General features: G+C 53.3%; 17 protein-coding genes. 4 read left to right on the plus strand and 13 right to left on the minus strand.

Annotated elements, in window-relative coordinates; genetic code table 11:
* Window positions 1-221 precede the first annotated feature (221 nt).
* Window positions 222-1,688 (minus strand): IMP dehydrogenase, encoded by a 1,467-nt coding sequence (gene guaB, locus ACM615_RS03875; RefSeq protein ID WP_015689478.1) that lies wholly within the window; start codon window positions 1,686-1,688, stop codon window positions 222-224.
* A gap of 168 nt (window positions 1,689-1,856) precedes the next feature.
* On the opposite strand from guaB, the gene xseA reads away from it, so the two are divergent.
* Window positions 1,857-3,230 carry an exodeoxyribonuclease VII large subunit gene (gene xseA, locus ACM615_RS03880; protein WP_113875988.1) on the plus strand — a complete coding sequence of 458 codons (1,374 nt, stop codon included), beginning with the start codon at window positions 1,857-1,859 and terminating at the stop codon, window positions 3,228-3,230.
* 95 nt (window positions 3,231-3,325) lie between these two features.
* Here the strand turns inward: xseA and ACM615_RS03885 are convergent, their stop codons facing one another.
* Together ACM615_RS03885 and ACM615_RS03890 are read right to left on the minus strand one after the other, a co-directional pair.
* Window positions 3,326-5,743 carry a TIM-barrel domain-containing protein gene (locus ACM615_RS03885; RefSeq protein WP_431011471.1) on the minus strand — a complete coding sequence of 806 codons (2,418 nt, stop codon included), beginning with the start codon at window positions 5,741-5,743 and terminating at the stop codon, window positions 3,326-3,328.
* Window positions 5,740-7,053, minus strand: coding sequence for an MFS transporter (locus ACM615_RS03890; protein ID WP_113875986.1), 1,314 nt, complete (start codon window positions 7,051-7,053; stop codon window positions 5,740-5,742). Before ACM615_RS03890 ends, ACM615_RS03885 begins: the two co-directional genes overlap by 4 nt.
* A gap of 214 nt (window positions 7,054-7,267) precedes the next feature.
* Between ACM615_RS03890 and ACM615_RS03895 the strand changes: the two genes are divergently transcribed.
* From ACM615_RS03895 to ACM615_RS03905, 3 genes are all read left to right on the plus strand, one after another.
* A complete protein-coding gene (locus ACM615_RS03895; protein ID WP_113876243.1) occupies window positions 7,268-8,350 on the plus strand; it encodes a LacI family DNA-binding transcriptional regulator in 1,083 nt (360 codons plus the stop codon).
* 136 nt (window positions 8,351-8,486) lie between these two features.
* Window positions 8,487-9,521: a M4 family metallopeptidase gene (locus ACM615_RS03900; RefSeq protein ID WP_129639127.1), complete on the plus strand. Its 1,035-nt coding sequence runs from the start codon at window positions 8,487-8,489 to the stop codon at window positions 9,519-9,521.
* Window positions 9,522-9,866, plus strand: a complete 345-nt coding sequence (locus ACM615_RS03905) for a protealysin inhibitor emfourin (RefSeq protein WP_113875984.1) — start codon at window positions 9,522-9,524, stop codon at window positions 9,864-9,866.
* A 2-nt stretch (window positions 9,867-9,868) separates the two neighbouring features.
* On the opposite strand, the gene ACM615_RS03910 is transcribed toward ACM615_RS03905, so the two are convergent.
* From ACM615_RS03910 to ACM615_RS03955, 10 genes are all read right to left on the minus strand, one after another.
* The gene (locus ACM615_RS03910) at window positions 9,869-10,090 is read right to left on the minus strand and encodes a zinc ribbon domain-containing protein (RefSeq protein ID WP_431011472.1); all 222 of its coding nucleotides are present in this window, start codon (window positions 10,088-10,090) and stop codon (window positions 9,869-9,871) included.
* Between the two features lie 12 nt (window positions 10,091-10,102).
* Window positions 10,103-11,059, minus strand: coding sequence for an AEC family transporter (locus tag ACM615_RS03915; RefSeq protein WP_431011473.1), 957 nt, complete (start codon window positions 11,057-11,059; stop codon window positions 10,103-10,105).
* A 65-nt stretch (window positions 11,060-11,124) separates the two neighbouring features.
* Window positions 11,125-12,609, minus strand: a complete 1,485-nt coding sequence (gene der / locus ACM615_RS03920) for a ribosome biogenesis GTPase Der (RefSeq protein ID WP_113875981.1) — start codon at window positions 12,607-12,609, stop codon at window positions 11,125-11,127.
* A 210-nt stretch (window positions 12,610-12,819) separates the two neighbouring features.
* The gene (gene bamB / locus ACM615_RS03925; protein ID WP_113875980.1) at window positions 12,820-14,001 is read right to left on the minus strand and encodes an outer membrane protein assembly factor BamB; all 1,182 of its coding nucleotides are present in this window, start codon (window positions 13,999-14,001) and stop codon (window positions 12,820-12,822) included.
* 11 nt (window positions 14,002-14,012) lie between these two features.
* Window positions 14,013-14,633, minus strand: a complete 621-nt coding sequence (locus ACM615_RS03930; RefSeq protein ID WP_112288926.1) for a YfgM family protein — start codon at window positions 14,631-14,633, stop codon at window positions 14,013-14,015.
* Between the two features lie 13 nt (window positions 14,634-14,646).
* Complete coding sequence (gene hisS / locus ACM615_RS03935) at window positions 14,647-15,921, minus strand: histidine--tRNA ligase (RefSeq protein WP_129639130.1); 1,275 nt, start codon at window positions 15,919-15,921, stop codon at window positions 14,647-14,649.
* Between the two features lie 261 nt (window positions 15,922-16,182).
* On the minus strand, window positions 16,183-17,304 hold the full coding sequence (gene ispG / locus ACM615_RS03940) for a flavodoxin-dependent (E)-4-hydroxy-3-methylbut-2-enyl-diphosphate synthase (RefSeq protein ID WP_112288928.1): 1,122 nt from the start codon (window positions 17,302-17,304) through the stop codon (window positions 16,183-16,185).
* Window positions 17,305-17,346: 42 nt separating this feature from the next.
* Entirely contained in the window at window positions 17,347-18,345 is a 999-nt protein-coding gene (gene rodZ, locus ACM615_RS03945; RefSeq protein WP_113875977.1) for a cytoskeleton protein RodZ, read from the minus strand.
* On the minus strand, window positions 18,335-19,072 hold the full coding sequence (gene pilW, locus ACM615_RS03950) for a type IV pilus biogenesis/stability protein PilW (RefSeq protein WP_181955543.1): 738 nt from the start codon (window positions 19,070-19,072) through the stop codon (window positions 18,335-18,337). Before pilW ends, rodZ begins: the two co-directional genes overlap by 11 nt.
* Before the next feature lie 100 nt (window positions 19,073-19,172).
* Window positions 19,173-20,372, minus strand: coding sequence for a bifunctional tRNA (adenosine(37)-C2)-methyltransferase TrmG/ribosomal RNA large subunit methyltransferase RlmN (locus tag ACM615_RS03955; protein WP_255563945.1), 1,200 nt, complete (start codon window positions 20,370-20,372; stop codon window positions 19,173-19,175).
* Window positions 20,373-20,377: the final 5 nt, after the last annotated feature.

Below are 20,377 nucleotides of genomic sequence, written 5' to 3' on the forward strand. Positions count from 1 at the left end.
GGGGGCGTTTTCCAGAAAGCAATAAAAGCGTTAAAACGGAATATTAATCAGCCCGGAAATAACGGGCTGGGTATTAATTTGTAGTGACTCGATCCAGGCGCTCGCGAGCTAAGATTAGGCAAGGCGGAAGCTGGCGAAAAAGCGCAGTTTACATGACGTAAATGAGCATTTTGAGCCAGCTTCCAACGCCGGCTCGCCGACGCGCAGCAGCGACTATGGGATTAAGAACCCATGCGGTAGTTCGGTGACTCTTTGGTAATCGTCACGTCATGTACGTGGCTTTCCTGGATCCCTGCACCGCTGATGCGGACAAACTCAGCCTTGGTGCGCAGGTCGTCGATGGTAGCACAACCAGTCAGCCCCATACAGGAGCGCAGACCGCCCATTTGCTGGTGGATGATTTCTTTCAGACGGCCTTTATATGCGACGCGACCTTCAATACCTTCCGGTACCAGTTTGTCGGCGGCGTTATCAGTCTGGAAGTAACGGTCAGAAGAGCCTTTGGACATCGCGCCCAGAGAACCCATGCCGCGGTAAGATTTGTACGAACGCCCCTGATACAGCTCGATTTCGCCCGGAGATTCTTCTGTACCAGCCAGCATCCCGCCAACCATCACACAGCTTGCGCCAGCAGCGATGGCTTTTGCGATGTCACCGGAGAAGCGGATACCGCCGTCAGCGATAACCGGAATACCGGTGCCTTCCAGCGCTTCAACCGCGTCAGAAACAGCGGTGATTTGTGGAACACCAACGCCGGTCACGATACGGGTGGTACAGATGGAGCCAGGACCGATACCGACTTTCACTGCGCTCACACCGGCTTTCGCCAGTGCCAGAGCACCTGCGCCAGTGGCAACGTTACCGCCAATGATTTGCAGATCCGGGTATTTAGCGCGGGTGGCGCGGATACGTTCCAGAACACCTTCGGAATGGCCGTGAGAGGAGTCAATCAGCAGGACGTCAACACCGGCAGCAACCAGCGCATCGATACGTTCTTCATTGCCCGCGCCTGCACCAACCGCTGCACCGACGCGCAGGCTGCCCTGCTCATCTTTACAGGCATTTGGTTTACGCTCAGCTTTCTGGAAGTCTTTTACGGTGATCATACCGAGCAGATGGAATTGCGCGTCAACAACCAGCGCTTTCTCTACACGTTTTTCGTGCATTTTTTGCAGCACGACTTCGCGGGCTTCGCCTTCTTTGACGGTGACCAGACGCTCTTTCGGCGTCATGACCGCAGTCACAGGCTGTTCCAGATCGGTCACGAAGCGCACGTCACGACCGGTAATAATACCGACCAGTTCGTTTTCTTCAGTCACGACCGGATAACCGGCAAAACCGTTAATTTCGGTGAGTTCTTTAACCTGACGCAAAGTGGTCGATGGTGTGACTGTTTTAGGGTCAGCAACAACGCCGCTTTCATGCTTCTTCACGCGACGGACTTCTTCCGCCTGACGCTCAATAGACATGTTCTTGTGGATGAATCCGAGGCCGCCTTCCTGCGCCAGAGCAATCGCCAGATTCGCTTCAGTCACGGTATCCATGGCTGCGGACAGCATAGGGATATTCAGACGGATTTTAGCGGTCAGTTGAGTACCGAGGTCGGCAGTATTGGGCAGAACTGTGGAGTGGGCTGGAACAAGGAGAACGTCGTCGAACGTTAGTGCTTCTTTTGCGATACGTAGCATGGGCAATATCTCACCAAGGTGGATGCGGAAAAGATAAAATATTGCAGCGGGAGTATACAGGTGAGTAGGCATTTCGACCAGAACTATTTCAAAAACTTCTTGATTACCTTTTGCGGGCATGTAGTATCGTTCGATTAAGTCTCTGTTTTTGAATTTGATCTGGATCACATGTCGCTACCTTCTTCGCCTCCTATTTTTACCGTAAGCCGCCTCAATCAGACGGTCCGACAGTTGCTGGAAAACGAAATGGGTCAGGTCTGGCTCTCCGGTGAGATTTCAAACTTCTCTCAGCCTTCCTCCGGCCACTGGTATTTCACGCTCAAAGATGACCGTGCGCAGGTCAAATGCGCGATGTTCCGCAATTCCAATCGCCGCACGACGTTCCGTCCGCAAAACGGCCAGCAGGTTTTGGTGCGCGCGACGATTACGTTGTACGAACCGCGTGGCGATTATCAGCTGATTGCAGAAAGCATGCAGGAAGCGGGCGACGGTCTGTTACAGCAGAAATTCGATTTACTGAAACAACAACTGGCCGCCGAAGGTCTGTTTGATGCGCAGTTTAAACAACCGCTGCCCTCGCCCGCTAAATGCGTGGGGGTGATTACTTCCGCCAGCGGCGCTGCGCTGCATGACGTCCTGAATGTCTTAAAGCGTCGTGACCCGTCGTTGCCCGTCATTATCTATCCGACGTCCGTTCAGGGCGCAGATGCGCCGGGCCAGATTGTCCGTGCCATTCAGTTAGCGAACGCCCGCGAAGAAGTGGATGTGCTGATTGTCGGACGCGGCGGTGGTTCGCTGGAAGATTTGTGGAGCTTTAACGATGAGCGTGTGGCACGGGCAATTTTTGCCAGCCGCATTCCTATCGTCAGCGCCGTCGGCCACGAAACCGATGTGACGATTGCCGATTTTGTCGCGGATTTACGCGCACCGACGCCGTCTGCTGCCGCCGAGCTGATCAGCCGTAATCAGCTGGAACTGCTGCGCCAGATACAGTCACAGCAGCAGCGCCTCGAAATGGCGATGGATTATTATCTCGCGCAGCTGACCCAGCGCTTCACGCGTCTGAATCACCGTCTGCAACAACAGCATCCACATTTACGTCTGGCGCGTCAGCAAACCGCCTTGTTTAAACTGCGGCGTCGTCTTGATGAAGCCATGCAAAACCAGCTGCGTCAGATGCTGCGCCGCACCGATCGCTTGCAGCAACGCCTGACGCAACAGCAGCCACAGCCGCGCATTCACCGTGCTCAGCAACGGGTTCAGCAGCTTCAGTACCGGCTGCAACAGGCGATGTCATCGCTGCTGACCGAAAGCCGTCAGCGTTTTGGTACCGCCTGTACACAACTGGAAGGCGTCAGTCCGCTGGCGACTCTCGCCCGTGGTTATAGCGTGACGACGACGCCACAAGGCGCATTGCTGAAGAAGACCACGCAGACCGCTCCGGGCGAAACATTGAAAACACGTCTGGCCGATGGCTGGATTGAAAGTGAAGTGAAATCGATCGTGGTAGAGAAAAAAGCGCGGAAACGTGCGGTTAAATAAGCGTTGGGTTTGAAACTCCCTCCCCGGCTCCCCCTGCGCAGGGGGAGGCGCTAAAAAACAATCGGCCCCTTTACGGGGAGAGGAGATTGAAAAGCTTACAGATTATAGCTCTTTGTCTTCACACCATTGACCAACACTTCGCGCGTTTCACCTTCCGGCAACACGATATCCAGGGTTTTCCAGGCAGGTTTGAAATCGCCGCGCTGCGTCAGCGTGATATTGATTCGCTGCTCGTCACTGCAAATATCCCAGTTGAGCCACAGCGCATGATTCTGCTCCCAGCGATGGCTTTCGCCGTCGTCCTCAAACAGCATGCCGGATGAGGTCGCCTGACCCGGAGCCGGATACACATGCAATTCACGCAGTGCATCTTTGCTGGCATCAACATGTGCGAGACGGCAGGATTGCGGCAGTGCAGCGCCCGCGCGAACCAGCAGCGGCAACTTGTCCAGTGGTGCGTCGAGGATGATGGTCTGGCCACCCGCAAACCATTCGCCGGTATAGAAATCGCACCAGCCAATGCCGTTATCCGGCAGGTAAACATTCCGTTCACGCAGCCCTTCATCCACCACGCTGGCGACAAGTAAATCACGTCCCATCAGGAAATCGTCGGTTTCCGCGAAGGTGTTTTTGTCGTGCTCGTGATCGAGGAATGTCGGGCGCAGCATCGGCTCGTCATCCGCATGAGCCTGCCAAAGCAAGGTGTAGAAATACGGCAGCAGACGGTATCGCAGACGAATAGCGTCGCGAATAAGCGGCGTCACCTGCGGATACATCCACGGCTCATTAACAGTGTGATCGTCATTCCAGGAATGAATGGTGAAACGCGGATGCATCACGCCGTTTTGCACCCAACGGACAAACAGTTCAGCATCCGGCTTATCCCCTGAGAATCCGCCAACATCGTGCCCGACGTTATACAAACCGGATAAACTCATGCCGATGCCCATGCGCGTGTTGTAGCGCAGCGTCTGCCAGTTAGTGCGGTTATCACCGCTCCACGTTTGCACATAACGCTGCATCCCGGCGCAACCGGAACGTGAAATCAGATACGGGCGGGTTTCCGGCGCAAAACGTTGCTGCGCTTCAAAAGACGCGCGCATCATCAGCAACGGCATCACCGGACGGATATGTTTGATGGCGATAGACTTGCCGAAACCGTGGCAACGCGCATCGCTGTCCCAGACTTCGTATTCGTTATTATCATTCCACGTCGAACCGATGCCTTTTTCCAGCAACTGTTGCGTCACGCCTTTCTGCCACCAGCGCACGGCAGAAGGATGGGTGAAATCGAGGTGCGACCCCTCGTCGTCCCAGAAAACAGAACGTTCCGGCACATTGTTTTCGCTGTCACGGATAAACAGCCCCTGTTCCGCCACCTGCCCGTACTGCGGGTGATCCTGCAACAGACACGGTTTGATGTTGGCGGCCAGACGGATACCTGCATCGAGAAATGCCTTCGACATCACTTCCGGTTCCGGCACTTTGTCGTAGTTCCAGTTGAACACGTAACGCTTGTTGCCGATCGAGGTGTAACCCGATGAAAGCTGGAATGAATCGCAGGGAATTTCATGTTGCTGACACAGCGTGATGAATTTCATCAGTTGCTGCTGGGCGTCCGGCGCATCGGTGTAATACATGGTAGAGCCGCTGTAACCGAGACTCCATTTCGGCCCGAAAGTGGTTTTACCGGTCAGGCGGACCAGCTTTTTGGTGACTCCCAGTGACGTCGGCCCGATAAACAGGTAGTAATCCAGATCGCCCGCTTCAGCACTGAAACGACGATAGGGCAGATGGTAATTATCCAGTTCATTGCCGAGATCAAGCCAGACATTGCTGAGATTGTCGTAGAAAACGCCAAAACTCACTTCATTGCGGCGCGTCATTGTAAACGGAATATGTTTGTACAGCGGATCGGTGCTGGCGGCGTTATAGCCCATGGCATCCAGATTACGCATTTCGAAACGACGACCGCTGCGGTTGAGATCGCCGGCTTTCTCTCCCAGTCCGTACACGCCGTCCTGCGCCTCACGCAGCTGATAGTGCGCCGACGCGTCGTTTTTCACGCCGAGCATATACGCGCCGGTTTTACGATCTTTCACCAGCGGTTGCCAGGCACCCGCCTCGTTTTTGTATTCCCATTCCAGCCACAATGGCTGATGAACAGTGACACGTAGCGCGTCAGTGGTCACTGTCAGACGGTCATCACTTTGTTCCAGCTGATAGCCCGGCAATGAAAAGCCTTCGTTGCTCAGACGGTCACGCCCTTCCCAGGGCACATCGTTCAGGGGCGCGATACTATTTTCGGGTGCGGTACTATTTTCGGGTGCGGTACTATTTTGGGGTGCGATGCTCCAGGTACGATCCAGCGCCAGTTCGCCGTTGCGCTGAATGAATACGCGGACTAAACCTTGTTCCAGTACACGCAGAGAAAACAGATGTTTGCCATCAACGCGCAAATCCACGCCTGCGTCATCCTGCCCGGCAAGCTCCCAGTGTTTTAACGTCTTCATACACTCTCCCTTTTTGCCGGATTGCGGCGTTCGGCGATCAGGGCAATCAGGAAGACTGCGCCAATCAAATCAAAGAAACCCATCGCAATAAACAGCGGATTGAAACCCATTTTGTCGGCAACTGCGCCGATCAACAGCGAAAACAGGAAGCTGGCGATCCATGCGGAAGAACCGCGCATACCGTTGACCGTCGCTACCTGACTTTTATCGAATGTCTCCACCACCACCGCGCTTAACATGCAGGAAATCACCTGATGACCAAATCCGCCGATGGAGATCAGGGCAATGGCGGCGTAAGGGCTTTGCGTGACGGCGACCAGCGCCAGCGACAGCATCATGAATGCGCCGGTAACAGAACTGGCGACGATGGAGTTGATGCGTGTGCAACCAAACACTTTGCGGTACAGCGTGGTGAGATAGCCGCTGGCAATACTGCCCAGATCGGCGGCCAGGAACGGCAGCCAGGCAAACATCACGATGTGTTTTAAGTCCATCCCGCGTTCATTGGCGAGATACAGCGGCACCCAGAAACTGAATACAGCCCATGCGGGTTCGGCCAGAAATGCCGGAATGGCGATACCGTAGAATTTCTTGTTTTTACAAACGATTTTCAGTGATTTGATAAACGGCAGTCGCGTTTGTTGCGGTTCGTTATCGGAACGGATCAGCGCCAGTTCATCTTTGCTTAAGTTCGGATGCGTTTCCGGTGAATGGTAGAACTTCCACCACAACAGAACCCACAGCATTGACAGCACACCGCAGAACAGGAACGCTCCGCGCCAGCCAAATGACACATGTGCGACCAGAATAATCGGCGGTGCCAGCATGGCACCAATCGAGAAGCCTACGCCCGCCCAGCCTGCAGCAACCGGACGTTCCTTACGCGGAAACCAGTCAGAAATCGCTTTGGCGTTGGCCGGTGTGGCCGCCGCCTCGGCGCTGCCCATAAAGAAGCGCAGAACGGCAAGCTGGATCCAGCTGCCGGCACCCGCGTGCATCATGCAAACTACCGCCCAGATTGAGGCACAAATCAGAAAGCCCAGCTTCAGGCCGATCACGTCAATCAGCCAGCCGCATAAAGGCTGGAAGATGGTGTATGCCGCCTGAAATGCCGCAACGATGTAAGAATATTGTTCAGTGGTCATGTTCAGGCTGGTTTTCAGTTCAGCCGCCAGCAGACCCAGAGAATTTCGCGTGACATAGTTCACCGTCACGCCAAGGAGAAACAGCGCCAGCATCCACCAGCGTAAGGCTTTTATTTTCCTGCGTTGTACAACCGCAGCCGTCCCGGTATTTATTTGAATTGTCATGTCCGCTCTCCCACCCGTCGGCCTGGCCGCAGATGATGTGTTATGTGAGGTACTTCTGCAGAGTAGGCAGCTGGATTTGTGAGTGAAACGTGATTTTTTGCAAAAGCTTTCACGCTATAACTGCAGGAGGAAGTCAGGGAGGATAAAAGCTCACAGGCAGCACATCTTCTGATATGAAAAATTTTGCATGGACGATTTTGAAGGAGATCACAGTTTGAAAGGAAAGTTAAATATCCAGCAAATTGCCGACCAGACAGGGCTGTCGATCAGTACCGTTTCACGTGTTTTAGCCGGAAAAAATAACACCAGCAGCAAGGCGCGCGACAGCGTGCTTGAGTGTGCCAAATCTCAGGGCGTGCTCAATGGTCTTTCCACCGGCAGGCTGATGCTCAATAACATTTTGATTTTCGCCCCCGCCCGCGCTTTTGATGTACGCAGCGATATTTTTTACTACAAGGTGATCCAGGGCATTCTGGCTGCCACCGCCCATCATGAAGTGCGTGTCCGCTACTGCGCGCTGGAGGAGGAAAACGCCGACGCCGCGCTGTTCATCACCAAAATGACCGATCCTCAGACCGAAGCCATATTGCTGGTCGGTATAGACGACCCGCATATTCATCAGCTGGCGGCCGAAATGGGCAAGCCGTGCGTGCTGGTCAATTGCCATGACCGGCACATGCGCCATGACAACGTCAGCCCGGACCATCAGACGATGGGCGATTTCGCCTGCGACTACCTGTTTTCTCAGGGGCATAACCACATCGTGACCGTACAATGCCTGCGTCGTCATACGATGGAACTGCGCCTGACCGGCATCAGACAGGCGTTCGCCCGCCATCATCTGACTTTCAGTGACAGCCAGCATTTGCTGAATACCTCAGGATTCGGCGCGCAGGAAAGCGAACAGACATTACTGGAATACCTCGATGGTTTACCGCCCGGTCAGCCGATGCCAACGGCGATCCTGGCCGGTGGGGATTTTATGGCTTCCGGCGTAGTCGCCGCGCTGGCAAAGCGAGGTTTCTCTGTACCCGACGATATCAGTGTGATCAGCACCGACGGATTCAATCTGGCAGAAATTCATGACGTACCGCTGACGGCGGTGCATGTGCCCCGCGATGAACTGGGCGCTGAAGCTATTTCCCTTTTGCAACGACGTATGTTGCGCCCCGATGCGCCTCACACCACCCAGCTTTTACAGGGAAAACTGGTGGTGCGCGAGTCAGTCAGAAAAGCCAGCGGACGCGCCGTGACCTGTCATCCGCACACGTTGTATGACCCGCAGCCGGACAGATAAATCTCATCTTTAACAGACGAATCGCCCGACAGTCCTATACTGACCATTGATGACTAATCATTAGCCGTCTTTCAGTATCAGTCGGTCAGAACACCTTGCCTTCACCTTCGGGTGACCCTTGATAAGGAGATTCACGATGAATCATAGTTCAGCGAAGCGTTACAACAGCGTTATCCCGCCATACATGCTCAACCGCATTATTGAGCACGGCTCAGAACCTCAGCGCCGTTGCGCGAAACAGACTCTGGTCCACGTCAATACGTTAATGGCGCAGCCTTATGCGAAACCGCAGAAGATTGTGACTGCCAAAGCGGGTCAGGTTGAGCGTGATATTTACGATGCCAAAAACACCACGCAGCTGCCCGGTGAATCGGTTCGTAAAGAAGGTCAGGCCAGTAACGGCGATGTATCTGTTGATGAAGCCTATGACTATCTTGGTGTGACCTATGATTTCTTCTGGCAGGCGTACCAACGCAACTCACTAGACGGCAAAGGGCTGGCGTTGCTAGGCACGGTTCACTACGACAAAGGCTATCAGAATGCTTTCTGGAACGGTCAGCAGATGGTGTTTGGTGACGGCGACGGGGAAATCTTCAACCGCTTCACTATCGCCATTGATGTGGTGGGACACGAACTTTCCCACGGTGTGACTGAATCTGAAGCCGGTCTGAACTATAACGGACAATCGGGAGCGCTCAATGAATCCCTGTCAGACGTGTTTGGCTCGCTGGTGAAGCAGTTCCATCTCAGGCAAACCGCCGATAAAGCGGACTGGATCATTGGTGAAGGTTTGCTGGCAAAAGGCATTCATGGAACCGGCCTGCGTTCGATGTCCCACCCCGGTACGGCCTATGACGATCCGTTACTCGGCAAAGATCCGCAGCCTGCCGACATGAAAGGCTATGTGAATACCCGTGACGATAACGGCGGTGTACATATCAATTCGGGGATCCCTAACCGCGCATTTTATCTGGCGGCCACTAAACTGGGAGGTAACGCTTGGGAACGTGCGGGTTACGTCTGGTATGACACGGTCTGCGATAAATCCCTGTCGAAAGATGCTGACTTTGTCGCCTTCGCTCAACTCACTGTCAAAAATGCGGGCAAACGCTTTGACGATTCAGTCGCACAAGCCGTTCGTGAAGCCTGGGAGCAGGTTGGAGTGATGTAAATGAAACCTTTAGATTCGCTGGAAAGTAATACGGTAATTGAAATCTACCGTGAGGGAGGGGTTGCTTTTATCCCCAAACTCAGCGGACCGCGACGGGTTGAGCTTTCAGGTATGAGTGATGACAAACGGCGGGAAATTTGCCAGCTCATCAACAAAGCTCTGCCTTATGCTCAGGAAAAAGAAAACGCCGGTCGGGGTGACCAGCGTTATTTCCGTCTCGAGATTTATTACGCGTCGGCAGAGCATTCCGCCAGTCTGGTGGTGATTATTCCCGAAACCGAGACTCCCGAAGAACTGGTGGATTTATGGAAACAGGCTCCGCCCGACGATCACTCTTGCGAATAGGGTCAACAGAGTGAATAGGTAAACGTTACCCGTTTTTTAGAAATCATTCCGTGCCCGTTTTGGCAGAAATAATCCACCGCGCCGCAGGCTTTCAGTTCCTGCAACGGTTGCTGACAATCCGGGCATAATGCCGTTTGCTGATAATCGGTATGGCACGCATCACAATGAAAGTGACCGCTTACCCAGCTCATCGGCTGGCCGCAAACCGGACAGAGCGCATCCATCGTATTTCCCCTCTAAATGACGCCCAGCGTCCGCAGTAAATACAGACCCAGAGCCGTCGTGAAAAATGATCCCAGCGTCGTGACGGCAATAATATTGGCCGCCAGCGTAGCATTACCGCCCATCGCACGGGTCATGACATAGCTGCCCGCCGCAGTGGGTGTACAGGAAAAGAGAAATATAACGCCGAGCGCCGCATCGCGAAAGCCAAACAGCCATGCACCGAAAGTCATCAGCGCGGGAACAAATATCACGCGTGAGGCTGAAGACCAGGCCGCCACGTTTGAGCTGCGAAACATCGCTTTCCAGTCAAGACTTGCCCCGGCACACAACATCGCCAGCGGCAGCGCCATACCTGAAATAAAATCACCGGTGCTGGCAATCGTCGCCGGCATCGGTAAATGGCTGTACTGAAACGCCAGCCCGAGCACCAGTCCGATAATCAGCGGATTAGTGACGATGCCATGCATGATGGGTTTAAGGCCGATACGTTTGCCCTGCCCGCCTTTCAGGCTGCGGGTCAGCGTAATCACGGACAGCACGTTGAAGAGGATCACTGTGACCGCCAGATACATCGACCCCAGCGCAATACCCTCGCTGCCAAACGCCAGCGACGCATAAGCCAGCCCGGCAATACCGGTATTCGCTCGAAATCCGCCCTGCACAAAAATGCCGCGCTCACGCGGGTCTTTTATCAACTTAATCGCCACCAGTTCCAGCAACAAAAAAGTCACGACGGTACCAAGTCCGCCATAAATGGCGAGCGGTAAGTTAGAACCCGAGGAATCATGCCCTTGTGCCACGCTGAAAAAAAGCAGGCAAGGTAAGGCGATATTGAATACCAGACGGCTGGCTTTTTCGTTAAAACTGTCATCCATCAGGCCAGTGCGGCGTAAAAACACGCCCAGCAGCAAGATCAATAAATTGGGAATCGTAACGCCAAATGCAAAACTCCAGGTCTGCCAGAACATCCAGCCAGCTCCTTGCGGGAAAATGAAGACAAAAAAAGGGGTACATTTTCATGCACCCCATTCGTTTAGGATTTGTTTTTCAGGTGCTGCATCAGACGTCGGCGCTTGCGCTGCTGGTGAGGAGAAAGCGAGTTTTTCTTGCCTTCATACGGGTTCTCACCTTCTTTGAACTGGATGCGGATTGGCGTACCCATCACTTTCAGTGAACGGCGGAAATAGTTCATCAGATAGCGTTTGTAGGAATCAGCCAGATCTTTTACCTGGTTACCGTGGATAACCACGATTGGCGGGTTATAACCCCCGGCGTGAGCATATTTCAGCTTAACGCGACGACCGTTAACCAGTGGTGGCTGGTGATCGTCAGCGGCCATCTGCATGATACGGGTCAGTAAGGAAGTACTTACACGCGTGGTCGCACAGGTATAGGCTTCGTTCACGGATTCAAACAGGTTACCTACGCCGCTGCCGTGCAGGGCAGAGATGAAGTGAATACGCGCGAAATCGACGAAACCAAGGCGCAGTTCCAGCTGGTCTTTCACCTGCGCACGCGCTTCTTCGTTCATGCCGTCCCACTTGTTGACGACAATCACCAGTGAGCGCCCGCTATTGAGGATGAAACCTAACAGCGAGAGATCCTGATCGGAAATACCTTCGCGGGCATCGATGACCAGCATCACCACGTTGGCGTCTTCAATCGCCTGCAAGGTTTTGATTACCGAGAATTTCTCAACGGTTTCAGTCACTTTTCCGCGCTTACGCACACCGGCGGTATCAATCAGAACGTATTCACGCTCGTCACGCACCATCGGGATATAAATACTGTCACGGGTCGTGCCCGGCATGTCGTATACCACGACGCGCTCTTCGCCCAGAATACGGTTAGTCAGTGTGGACTTACCTACGTTCGGACGCCCCACGATAGCCAGTTTGATTGGCAGAGACTGCGGGTCGAAATCGTCTTCCACGTCTTCAGGGATTTCATCGCCGGTGCCTTCCTGCTCAGCCCAGTAAGCGGCATTCGCCTCTTCTTCGGTGAGTTCGACTTCTTCCGGCTTTTCGCCCACGAACGGGATCAGAACGTGTTCGATAAGCTGCGTGACGCCACGACCGTGGGATGCGGCGATGGCATAGACTTCGCCAAGGCCCAGCGAGTAGAAATCGCCGGTGGCGCTGTCCGGATCCAAACCATCAGTTTTGTTGGCGACCAGGAAAGTGGCTTTTTCACGGCTGCGCAGATGCTGGGCAATGCCCTGATCGGCAGGCATCAGACCCGCACGGGCATCGACCATGAACAGCACGATATCCGCTTCTTCGATAGCGAGCAGAGACTGCCCCGCCATGCGGGTTTCAACGCCGTCTTCGGTACCGTCGATACCGCCGGTATCCACGATGATGAATTCATTACCCTCAATTTCGGCACGACCATACTTGCGGTCACGCGTAAGCCCCGGGAAATCCGCAACCAACGCGTCACGCGTTTTGGTCAAGCGGTTAAATAAAGTGGATTTACCCACATTCGGGCGCCCTACAAGCGCAACGACAGGTATCATTTTGAAGCCTCAGTTTTTTTAATATGGTGCAAAACGCAAATAGCGGGCCTGCAGAATTTCAATACAAACCACTATAATTCAAATTGTTACAACGCAATCGGTTTAAACCGTTTACGCAGATTTCAGAATACGAAACGGCCCCTGAGCAATTCAGGAGCCGTTTTAAAGCCCGGGATCAACCGATCTCAGAGCCTGACGCAAGTCGCGATATTAACGGGTGAAGGAGTAAACTTCGCCACCTTTCGCCTGCACGACCAGCTTGTCACTGGCCACAATCGGTCCGCTCAGGAAGCCATCACTGTCGACTTTCTGCTGAGCCACAAAGCGACCGTCTGTGGTGTTAATCCAGTGCAGATAACCTTCGGAATCACCGACCACAATGTAACCATTATACAACACCGGGGCTGTCAGGTTACGGTGCAATAATTCACTCTGACGCCACACGCTGACACCGCCCTGGGTATCAAGCGCCATCACGCGGTCATCCTGGTCAACCATATAGATACGGCCGCCATCAACGATGATGTCGTTGACTGAACCCACATCACGTTTCCACATGATCTGACCAGAACGAAGATCCATCGCCACCAGGTTGCCGTTATAGGCCAGTGCATACACAATGCCATCAACGATTACCGGTGTGGTATCCACATCGCTCAGACGGTCAATTTCAGTTGTACCGGTAGTCTGAGAGATACGTTGTTGCCAGATCAACTGGCCTTCTTTCATCAGCACTGCGCTGACACGACCGTTGTCACCACCGACGATAGCCGCACCAAACGCCACGGCCGGAGCCGATTCGCCACGCAGGGAAAGTGTTGGCATATCGAGGTTAGCTGTCCACTGGATAGTACCATCGGACTCACTCAGCCCCTGCAACATACCGTTGCCGGTATGCACCAGCACCAGACCATCGCTGACGACAGGACGGGAAAGCGCTTCACCCGCGACTTTAGTCTGCCATGCCACGGTGCCGTCAGTGGTGTTCAATGCGTAAACCACGGCTTTCTCGCTGCCGACATACACATGGCTACCGGAAACCGTCAGGCCGCCAGAAAGTTGTGCTGAAATATTACGGGAGAGGAAGCCGGTCTTTTGAGACAGATTCACGCTCCATTTTTCTTTACCGCTGTCAGCGTCGAGTGCTTTAACCACACCAAAACGATCAGCAGCATAAATAGTGCTGTCCTGCCAGGCCGGACGCAGGTGGGAGTAGAAATCGCCTACGCCGTCGCCTACGGATTTGCTCCAGACTTTGGTCGGAGTAAATTGATTCTCAACTTTTGGCAGCGGAGACATTTTTACCACGTCTTCTTCGCTGTTAAACAATGAACAGCCACTCAGCAGGGCAACTGAAACCCATCCTACCAAGAGTGTTTTACGCAATTGCATCGGGGTTCCCCTTAGCTGGCTAAGTTGTTCAATTTCATACGCAGCATAGTTTGCAGCGTTTGAGAGGGTTTAGAATCGAGTCCTTTGCTGTAGGCTTCACGTGCGCCTTTTGCATCGCCTTTCGCAAGCAGAACATCACCACGGATGCCTTGCTGCATAGCCGCCCAGCCTTCACCCTTCACGCCATCTAACGTTTTGAGTGCATCATCAAATTTGCCTTGCTGCATCTGGATACGAGCCAGACGTAAATTCACCAGCGAACGTAAATTGTCTTCTTTAGCCTGACCTTGCGCCTGGACTAACTGCTTTTCAGCATTCGCGAAATCTTTGGTCTCAACGAAATGATCAGCCAGTTGCAGGGCAGCAAACACCCCGTAATTATTGTCATTGCTCTGAGCAAACTTCTCGAGACTGGCCACGCCTTGCGCATTATTACCCGTCATCGACTGATTCGCTTTCTGGAAAGACGCAGAAGCTTCCGTCAGGGCTGTGTCCTGGTGACTCTGCCAGAAACGCCAGCCGCCCAGGGCTGCAATACCCAGAACAACGCCGATGGCCAGCGCTTTACCATTTTCGGCAAAGAAGCGACGTACAGCATCAACCTGTTCATTCTCAGTGGTGTAGACTTCCACAGTGTCCTTCTCCTTAACCCAACATCGAAGCCAGACGCGCGGCGATTTCGCTCTGCGCCAGCGTTTCTTGCGTTCCACTTTGCAGGTCTTTTACTACAACCTGCTGATTAGCAACTTCATCTTCGCCTAATACCAGGGCAACGCGCGCACCCCATTTATCTGCACGGGCGAATTGCTTTTTGAAGTTACCACCACCGTAGTTAGTCATTACTTTCAGCTCAGGCAGCGCGTCACGCAATTTTTCAGCCAGTTGCATGGCTGCGCTTTGCGTTCCGGCACCGGAAGAAATCACGTAAGCGTCAACAGTTGCCGGTGCTTTGAAGTCAGGATTTACGGCCTGAACCAGTAATACCAGACGCTCCAGCCCCATCGCAAAACCGACGGCCGGCGTTGCACGACCGCCCAGTTGTTCGACCAGACCGTCGTAACGACCACCGGCACAAACGGTACCTTGCGAGCCTAAGCTGTGAGTTACCCATTCGAACACGGTGCGGTTGTAATAATCCAGACCGCGCACAAGTCGCTGATTAACCGTATATGGGATACCAGACTGCTCTAAAAGTTCACACAGACCTGCAAAGTGTTCTCTTGATTCGTCATCAAGATAATCACCGAGTTCCGGTGCATCGTTTAATAACGCCTGAATGTCCGGATTTTTAGAGTCCAGAACGCGCAGCGGATTGCTGTACATGCGACGTTTGCAGTCTTCATCCAGCTTGTCTTTATGCTGTTCAAGGAAAGCCACCAGCGCGTCACGATAGTTGGCGCGTGCTTCCAGTGAACCGATAGAGTTCAGTTCCAGTGCGACGTGCTCGGAAATCCCCAGCGCACGCCACCAGCGGGCTGTCAGCAGGATTAATTCTGCATCAACGTCCGGGCCTTGCAGACCAAAAACTTCCACACCCAGCTGATTAAACTGACGATAGCGGCCTTTTTGCGGGCGCTCGTAGCGGAACATCGGACCGATGTACCACAGACGCTGTTCCTGATTGTACAGCAGACCATGTTCAATACCGGCGCGCACGCAGCCCGCCGTACCTTCCGGACGCAGCGTCAGGCTTTCACCGTTGCGGTCTTCAAAGGTATACATTTCTTTTTCCACGACATCGGTCACTTCGCCGATAGCGCGTTTAAACAATGGGGTCTGCTCTACAATCGGCATACGGATTTCATTGTAGCCGTAGCTGCCAAGCACCTGTTTCAACGAACCTTCAATGCGTTGCCACAGTGCCGTGTCTTCTGGCAGGTAGTCGTTCATGCCGCGAATGGCCTGGATATTCTTTGCCACGTCAGTTCTCTATCGTTTTATAAAAAATGAACCCGATTATAGGGGCTTTATGGGCTGTGGTTCAACGCACAGACGCCATTACCCCATTCGGGTTCAATATAATTATGCAGGTCTATACCCGTCATTCTTCGAGTCGCAGATGCGTTGGCCGCCTTCACTTATCCGAATCACTTACCTGAGTAAGCTCATCGGGATTCGTTCGATTGCCGCCTTTGTGCAACACGAATTATTGGGTATAAGTATTATGACCCGCAACCGATGTTACTTTTCAAGATGATTGATAACGATACGTTTACTCTCATCCATCAGCGCTGCTTTGGCGCGAATTTTAGCTTCTAACTGGTCGATCATGTCGTTGTTGTCAAAGCGCTCTCTCTGACGAACACCGTCTTCGTAGAAACCGCTTTTGTTATGACCGCCGGTCACGCCCATAGTGGAAACCAGCGCTTCGCCCGGACCGTTAACCACACAGCCGATAATCGAAACGTCCATTGGCGTGATGATATCTTCCAGACGTTGCTCCAGCGCATTAACGGTGCCGATGACATCAAACTCCTGACGCGAACAGGTCGGGCAGGCAATAAAGTTGATACCACGGGAACGGATACGCAGGGATTTGAGGATATCAAAGCCGACCTTAACTTCTTCAATCGGATCAGCCGCCAGCGAAATACGCAGCGTGTCGCCGATGCCTTCAGACAGCAGCAACCCTAAGCCAATCGCCGATTTAACGGAACCTGCACGCAGGCCACCCGCTTCCGTAATCCCCAGATGCAATGGCTGAACAATCTGTTTGGCCAGCAAACGGTATGACTCAACGGCCAGGAATACGTCAGACGCTTTAACGCTGACTTTAAACTGGTCAAAGTTGAGACGGTCGAGAATATCGACATGACGCATCGCCGATTCCAGCAGCGCCTGCGGCGTAGGTTCGCCGTACTTTTCCTGGATGTCTTTTTCCAGAGAGCCGCCGTTCACACCGATACGGATAGGAATATTTTTGTCGCGCGCGCAATCCACCACAGAGCGGATGCGGGATTCGTTACCAATGTTACCCGGGTTAATACGCAGGCAATCTACACCATATTCTGCAACCTGCAGGGCGATGCGGTAATCGAAATGAATATCAGCGACCAGCGGGACATTAACCTGCTGTTTGATAAGTTTGAATGCTTCTGCTGCATCCATCGTAGGCACAGAAACGCGAACAATATCGACACCCACGCGTTCCAGTGATTTGATCTGTGCGACAGTCGCCGCGACATCTGTGGTGCGGGTGTTGGTCATCGATTGCACTGCAATCGGTGCTCCGTCACCTACAGGCACCTTGCCGACATAAATCCGGGTTGATTTGCGACGGGTAATGGGTGACTGGTTATGCATTACTTCACTCTCCATCGTTGCAATCGTCTGACAAACTGCCGATTACTCGGCAGCTAAGGTCAGGCGCGCAACACGGCTTGATTTTACAAAACGACTTAAATCAACCGGTTTGCCCTGGAACTGGATATCTACTGCACCCGGCGCACCGATTTTCAGTTTATACGGTGCAGTGCCCTTCACGCTGAAGGTTTCACCGCCTTTCTTCATGCCGCTGAACAGGGTTTTGCCTGACGCGTCATCAATCTGGAACCAGCAGTCAGCTTTAAAGGTAAAAGTGACCGCTTGTGGATCCGCACCCGCTGCCGCAGCAGTTTGTGCATCACCGGTTGGCAGACCGTTTTCAGCGGTGGCTGCTGGCTGGCTGGTAGAAACGGCAGCAGGTGCCTGTTCAGCTGGCGCAGTCGTCGTCGCTGGCGCACTGTTGGCGGTCGCCGCCGGTGCTGTGTTCAACGGAATGCTGTTCTGTGCTTGCGGTGCATTTGCAGCAGTCGCTGGCTCAGAAGCCGTATCGTCTGTGGTCGGTGCAGAATTTGCGTTATCGCCCAGAGGAATGGTCTGCCCCTGGCCGTTATCCTGATTCAGCTGTGCCGATGACTGATCGGCCATGGTGGCGATTTCCTGCTGCTGCGCCTGATGATTTTGCCACCACCACGCACCCGTCAGGCCAATCACGACAAACACCACCAGCCAGGTAAAGCCCATCAGCCAGCCATCGCGTTTTTTGCGAGACTTACCGAGAGAGAACCCTTGCATTGACGCCACTTTAGGCACTTTGATCGGCGCTTGTTTACCGATCAGACCTAATAATTCTTCTTCAGGTACATGAACCAGCTTGGCATAAGAACGGAGATAACCACGCAGGAAAGTCGGCGCAAGATCGGCCGGCGTCGTTTCTTCTTCAATTTGGCGAATAGTCGAGACTTTCAGACACAGGCGTTCTGCAACGGCCTGATGACTAAGACCTAACTGTTCACGAGCCTGACGCAGACGTTCGCCTGTTGTCAGTTTTGCATTATTTTCTTGAGGGGCTTCAGTATTCATTGGCTAAGAACTGCTGGTACTGTTTAGATTGTGGATAACTACGCGCAAGTTGCTTACCGTAGCGTTGAACGCTATCCGGATTGCCCGCTAACGCAGCGAATCGAATTTGCAACATGAGACTCTCAGCGGTGGCTGGCAGAACATGTTGATATACATCCAGTAAAAGTTTCGCCTGAGCGCGGTTCCCTTCCCCAAATTCTTTGGTTGCCTCAGTCAGCAAGGGTGCGCCTTTATCGGGATCAACTTTCAATGCCCGGCTCAGTAACACTCGCGCTTCCTCATTCTGATTGGCCTTCAGAAAACAGTAGCCTGCATTTTCCAGACTGTCAGCAACCTGACCGTAATCAGGCGCATTAGCTGCGGCGCTAAACTGCTGTTGTGCCGGTACATACTGCCCTAAACTACACAAAAACGCACCGTAATTATTTAACACCGTCCCATTTTGCGGCGCCAGCTTCAGCGCTTGCTGGTAGCGGCTTTCTGCGGCTTTCTGATTGCCGTTTTTTTGCTCGTAAAGCGCCATGCCCAGCTGCGTCCGATAATCCTGCGGCGCACCGTCAACGGCTTTCTGCAAATTCTGTTTTGCCGCGTCCATGTTCCCCTGATTCAGGTAAGCCATACCCAACTCCAGGCGCGTTTGTGCTGCGCCACTGGCCGGTTGCGACTCCTTGGGTGAACTGGAACAGCCTGCCAGCAAAGCCACCGACATGCCTGCAGCTATCAACATTTTCACACTGCCCTTCATTGTCATGCTTAATTCCCTTTACCCTGCCAGCGACAATAAAACAGCGGGCTTCGACGGAATACCGTGGCGAAGCCCATTGGGATCAGACGGCTTTTACGGAAATCTGTTGCTCGCCTGCCATTTTTTTCTTCAATGTACGTTTGGTACGGTCGATAACATCACCGGCCAGCTGACCACACGCGGCATCAATGTCATCGCCACGTGTTTTGCGCACGATAACTGTAAAGCCATAATCCATCAGCACTTTAGAGAAACGATCGATACGGCTGTTGGAGCTGCGGCCATACGGCGCGCCCGGGAACGGGTTCCATGGGATCAGGTTAATCTTGCATGGCGTGTTTTTCAGACGCTCTGCCAGTTCGTGCGCATGCTCGGTGCCATCATTGATGTGATCCAGCATAACGTACTCGATGGTGACGCGCCCCTGGTTGGCGTTAGATTTGCCAATATAGCGCTCAACCGCTGCCAGGAAGGTATCGATATTGTATTTGCGGTTAATCGGCACGATTTCGTCACGAATGGTGTCGTTCGGCGCGTGCAGGGAAATCGCCAGTGCGACGTCAATCATATCGCCCAGTTTATCCAGCGCAGGCACGACGCCTGATGTGGAAAGCGTTACGCGACGTTTTGACAGGCCAAAACCGAAATCGTCGAGCATGATTTCCATCGCCGGAACCACGTTATTCAGGTTCAGCAGAGGTTCGCCCATGCCCATCATCACCACGTTGGTGATAGGACGCGTACCGGCCACTTTCGCGGCACCGATAATTTTTGCCGCACGCCACACCTGACCGATAATTTCGGACACGCGCAGGTTACGGTTAAAGCCCTGTTGCGCCGTGGAACAGAAAGTACATTCCAGCGCACAACCAACCTGAGAAGAAACACAAAGCGTCGCACGGTCGCCGTCCGGGATATACACGGTTTCGACCAGTTGTCCGCCTACCTGAATGGCCCATTTGATGGTGCCGTCAGTGGAACGTTGTTCTGAAGCGACTTCCGGTGCACGAATTTCGGCAACGCGGGCCAGCTTTTCACGCAGCACTTTGTTGATATCGGTCATTTGCTCGAAATCATCGCTGCAGTAGTGGTACATCCACTTCATGACCTGATCAGCACGGAACGGTTTTTCGCCCATGTTGATGAAGAACTCACGCATTTGTTTGCGGTTAAGGTCAAGAAGGTTAATTTTTGCGGCAGCAGGCGCGACAACGGCGACGGCTTCTGCGGAAGCTTGGGTAGTCTCAGACAAGGTTTGCTCGGGCGTGTTGAATTCTGACATGAAAA

The organism is Rahnella sp. PAMC25617, assembly GCF_050606005.1.
In the GTDB taxonomy this organism is placed as follows: Bacteria; Pseudomonadota; Gammaproteobacteria; order Enterobacterales; family Enterobacteriaceae; genus Rahnella; species Rahnella variigena.

Bases quoted from the DNA above. Each gene is read 5' to 3' on its own strand.
- guaB (WP_015689478.1), bottom strand. From the start codon at position 1,688: ATGCTACGTATCGCAAAAGAAGCACTAACGTTCGACGACGTTCTCCTT.
- xseA (WP_113875988.1), top strand. From the start codon at position 1,857: ATGTCGCTACCTTCTTCGCCTCCTATTTTTACCGTAAGCCGCCTCAAT.
- ACM615_RS03885 (WP_431011471.1), bottom strand. From the start codon at position 5,743: ATGAAGACGTTAAAACACTGGGAGCTTGCCGGGCAGGATGACGCAGGC.
- ACM615_RS03890 (WP_113875986.1), bottom strand. From the start codon at position 7,053: ATGACAATTCAAATAAATACCGGGACGGCTGCGGTTGTACAACGCAGG.
- ACM615_RS03900 (WP_129639127.1), top strand. From the start codon at position 8,487: ATGAATCATAGTTCAGCGAAGCGTTACAACAGCGTTATCCCGCCATAC.
- ACM615_RS03905 (WP_113875984.1), top strand. From the start codon at position 9,522: ATGAAACCTTTAGATTCGCTGGAAAGTAATACGGTAATTGAAATCTAC.
- ACM615_RS03910 (WP_431011472.1), bottom strand. From the start codon at position 10,090: ATGGATGCGCTCTGTCCGGTTTGCGGCCAGCCGATGAGCTGGGTAAGC.
- ACM615_RS03915 (WP_431011473.1), bottom strand. From the start codon at position 11,059: ATGTTCTGGCAGACCTGGAGTTTTGCATTTGGCGTTACGATTCCCAAT.
- der (WP_113875981.1), bottom strand. From the start codon at position 12,609: ATGATACCTGTCGTTGCGCTTGTAGGGCGCCCGAATGTGGGTAAATCC.
- bamB (WP_113875980.1), bottom strand. From the start codon at position 14,001: ATGCAATTGCGTAAAACACTCTTGGTAGGATGGGTTTCAGTTGCCCTG.
- ispG (WP_112288928.1), bottom strand. From the start codon at position 17,304: ATGCATAACCAGTCACCCATTACCCGTCGCAAATCAACCCGGATTTAT.
- rodZ (WP_113875977.1), bottom strand. From the start codon at position 18,345: ATGAATACTGAAGCCCCTCAAGAAAATAATGCAAAACTGACAACAGGC.
- pilW (WP_181955543.1), bottom strand. From the start codon at position 19,072: ATGTTGATAGCTGCAGGCATGTCGGTGGCTTTGCTGGCAGGCTGTTCC.
- ACM615_RS03955 (WP_255563945.1), bottom strand. From the start codon at position 20,372: ATGTCAGAATTCAACACGCCCGAGCAAACCTTGTCTGAGACTACCCAA.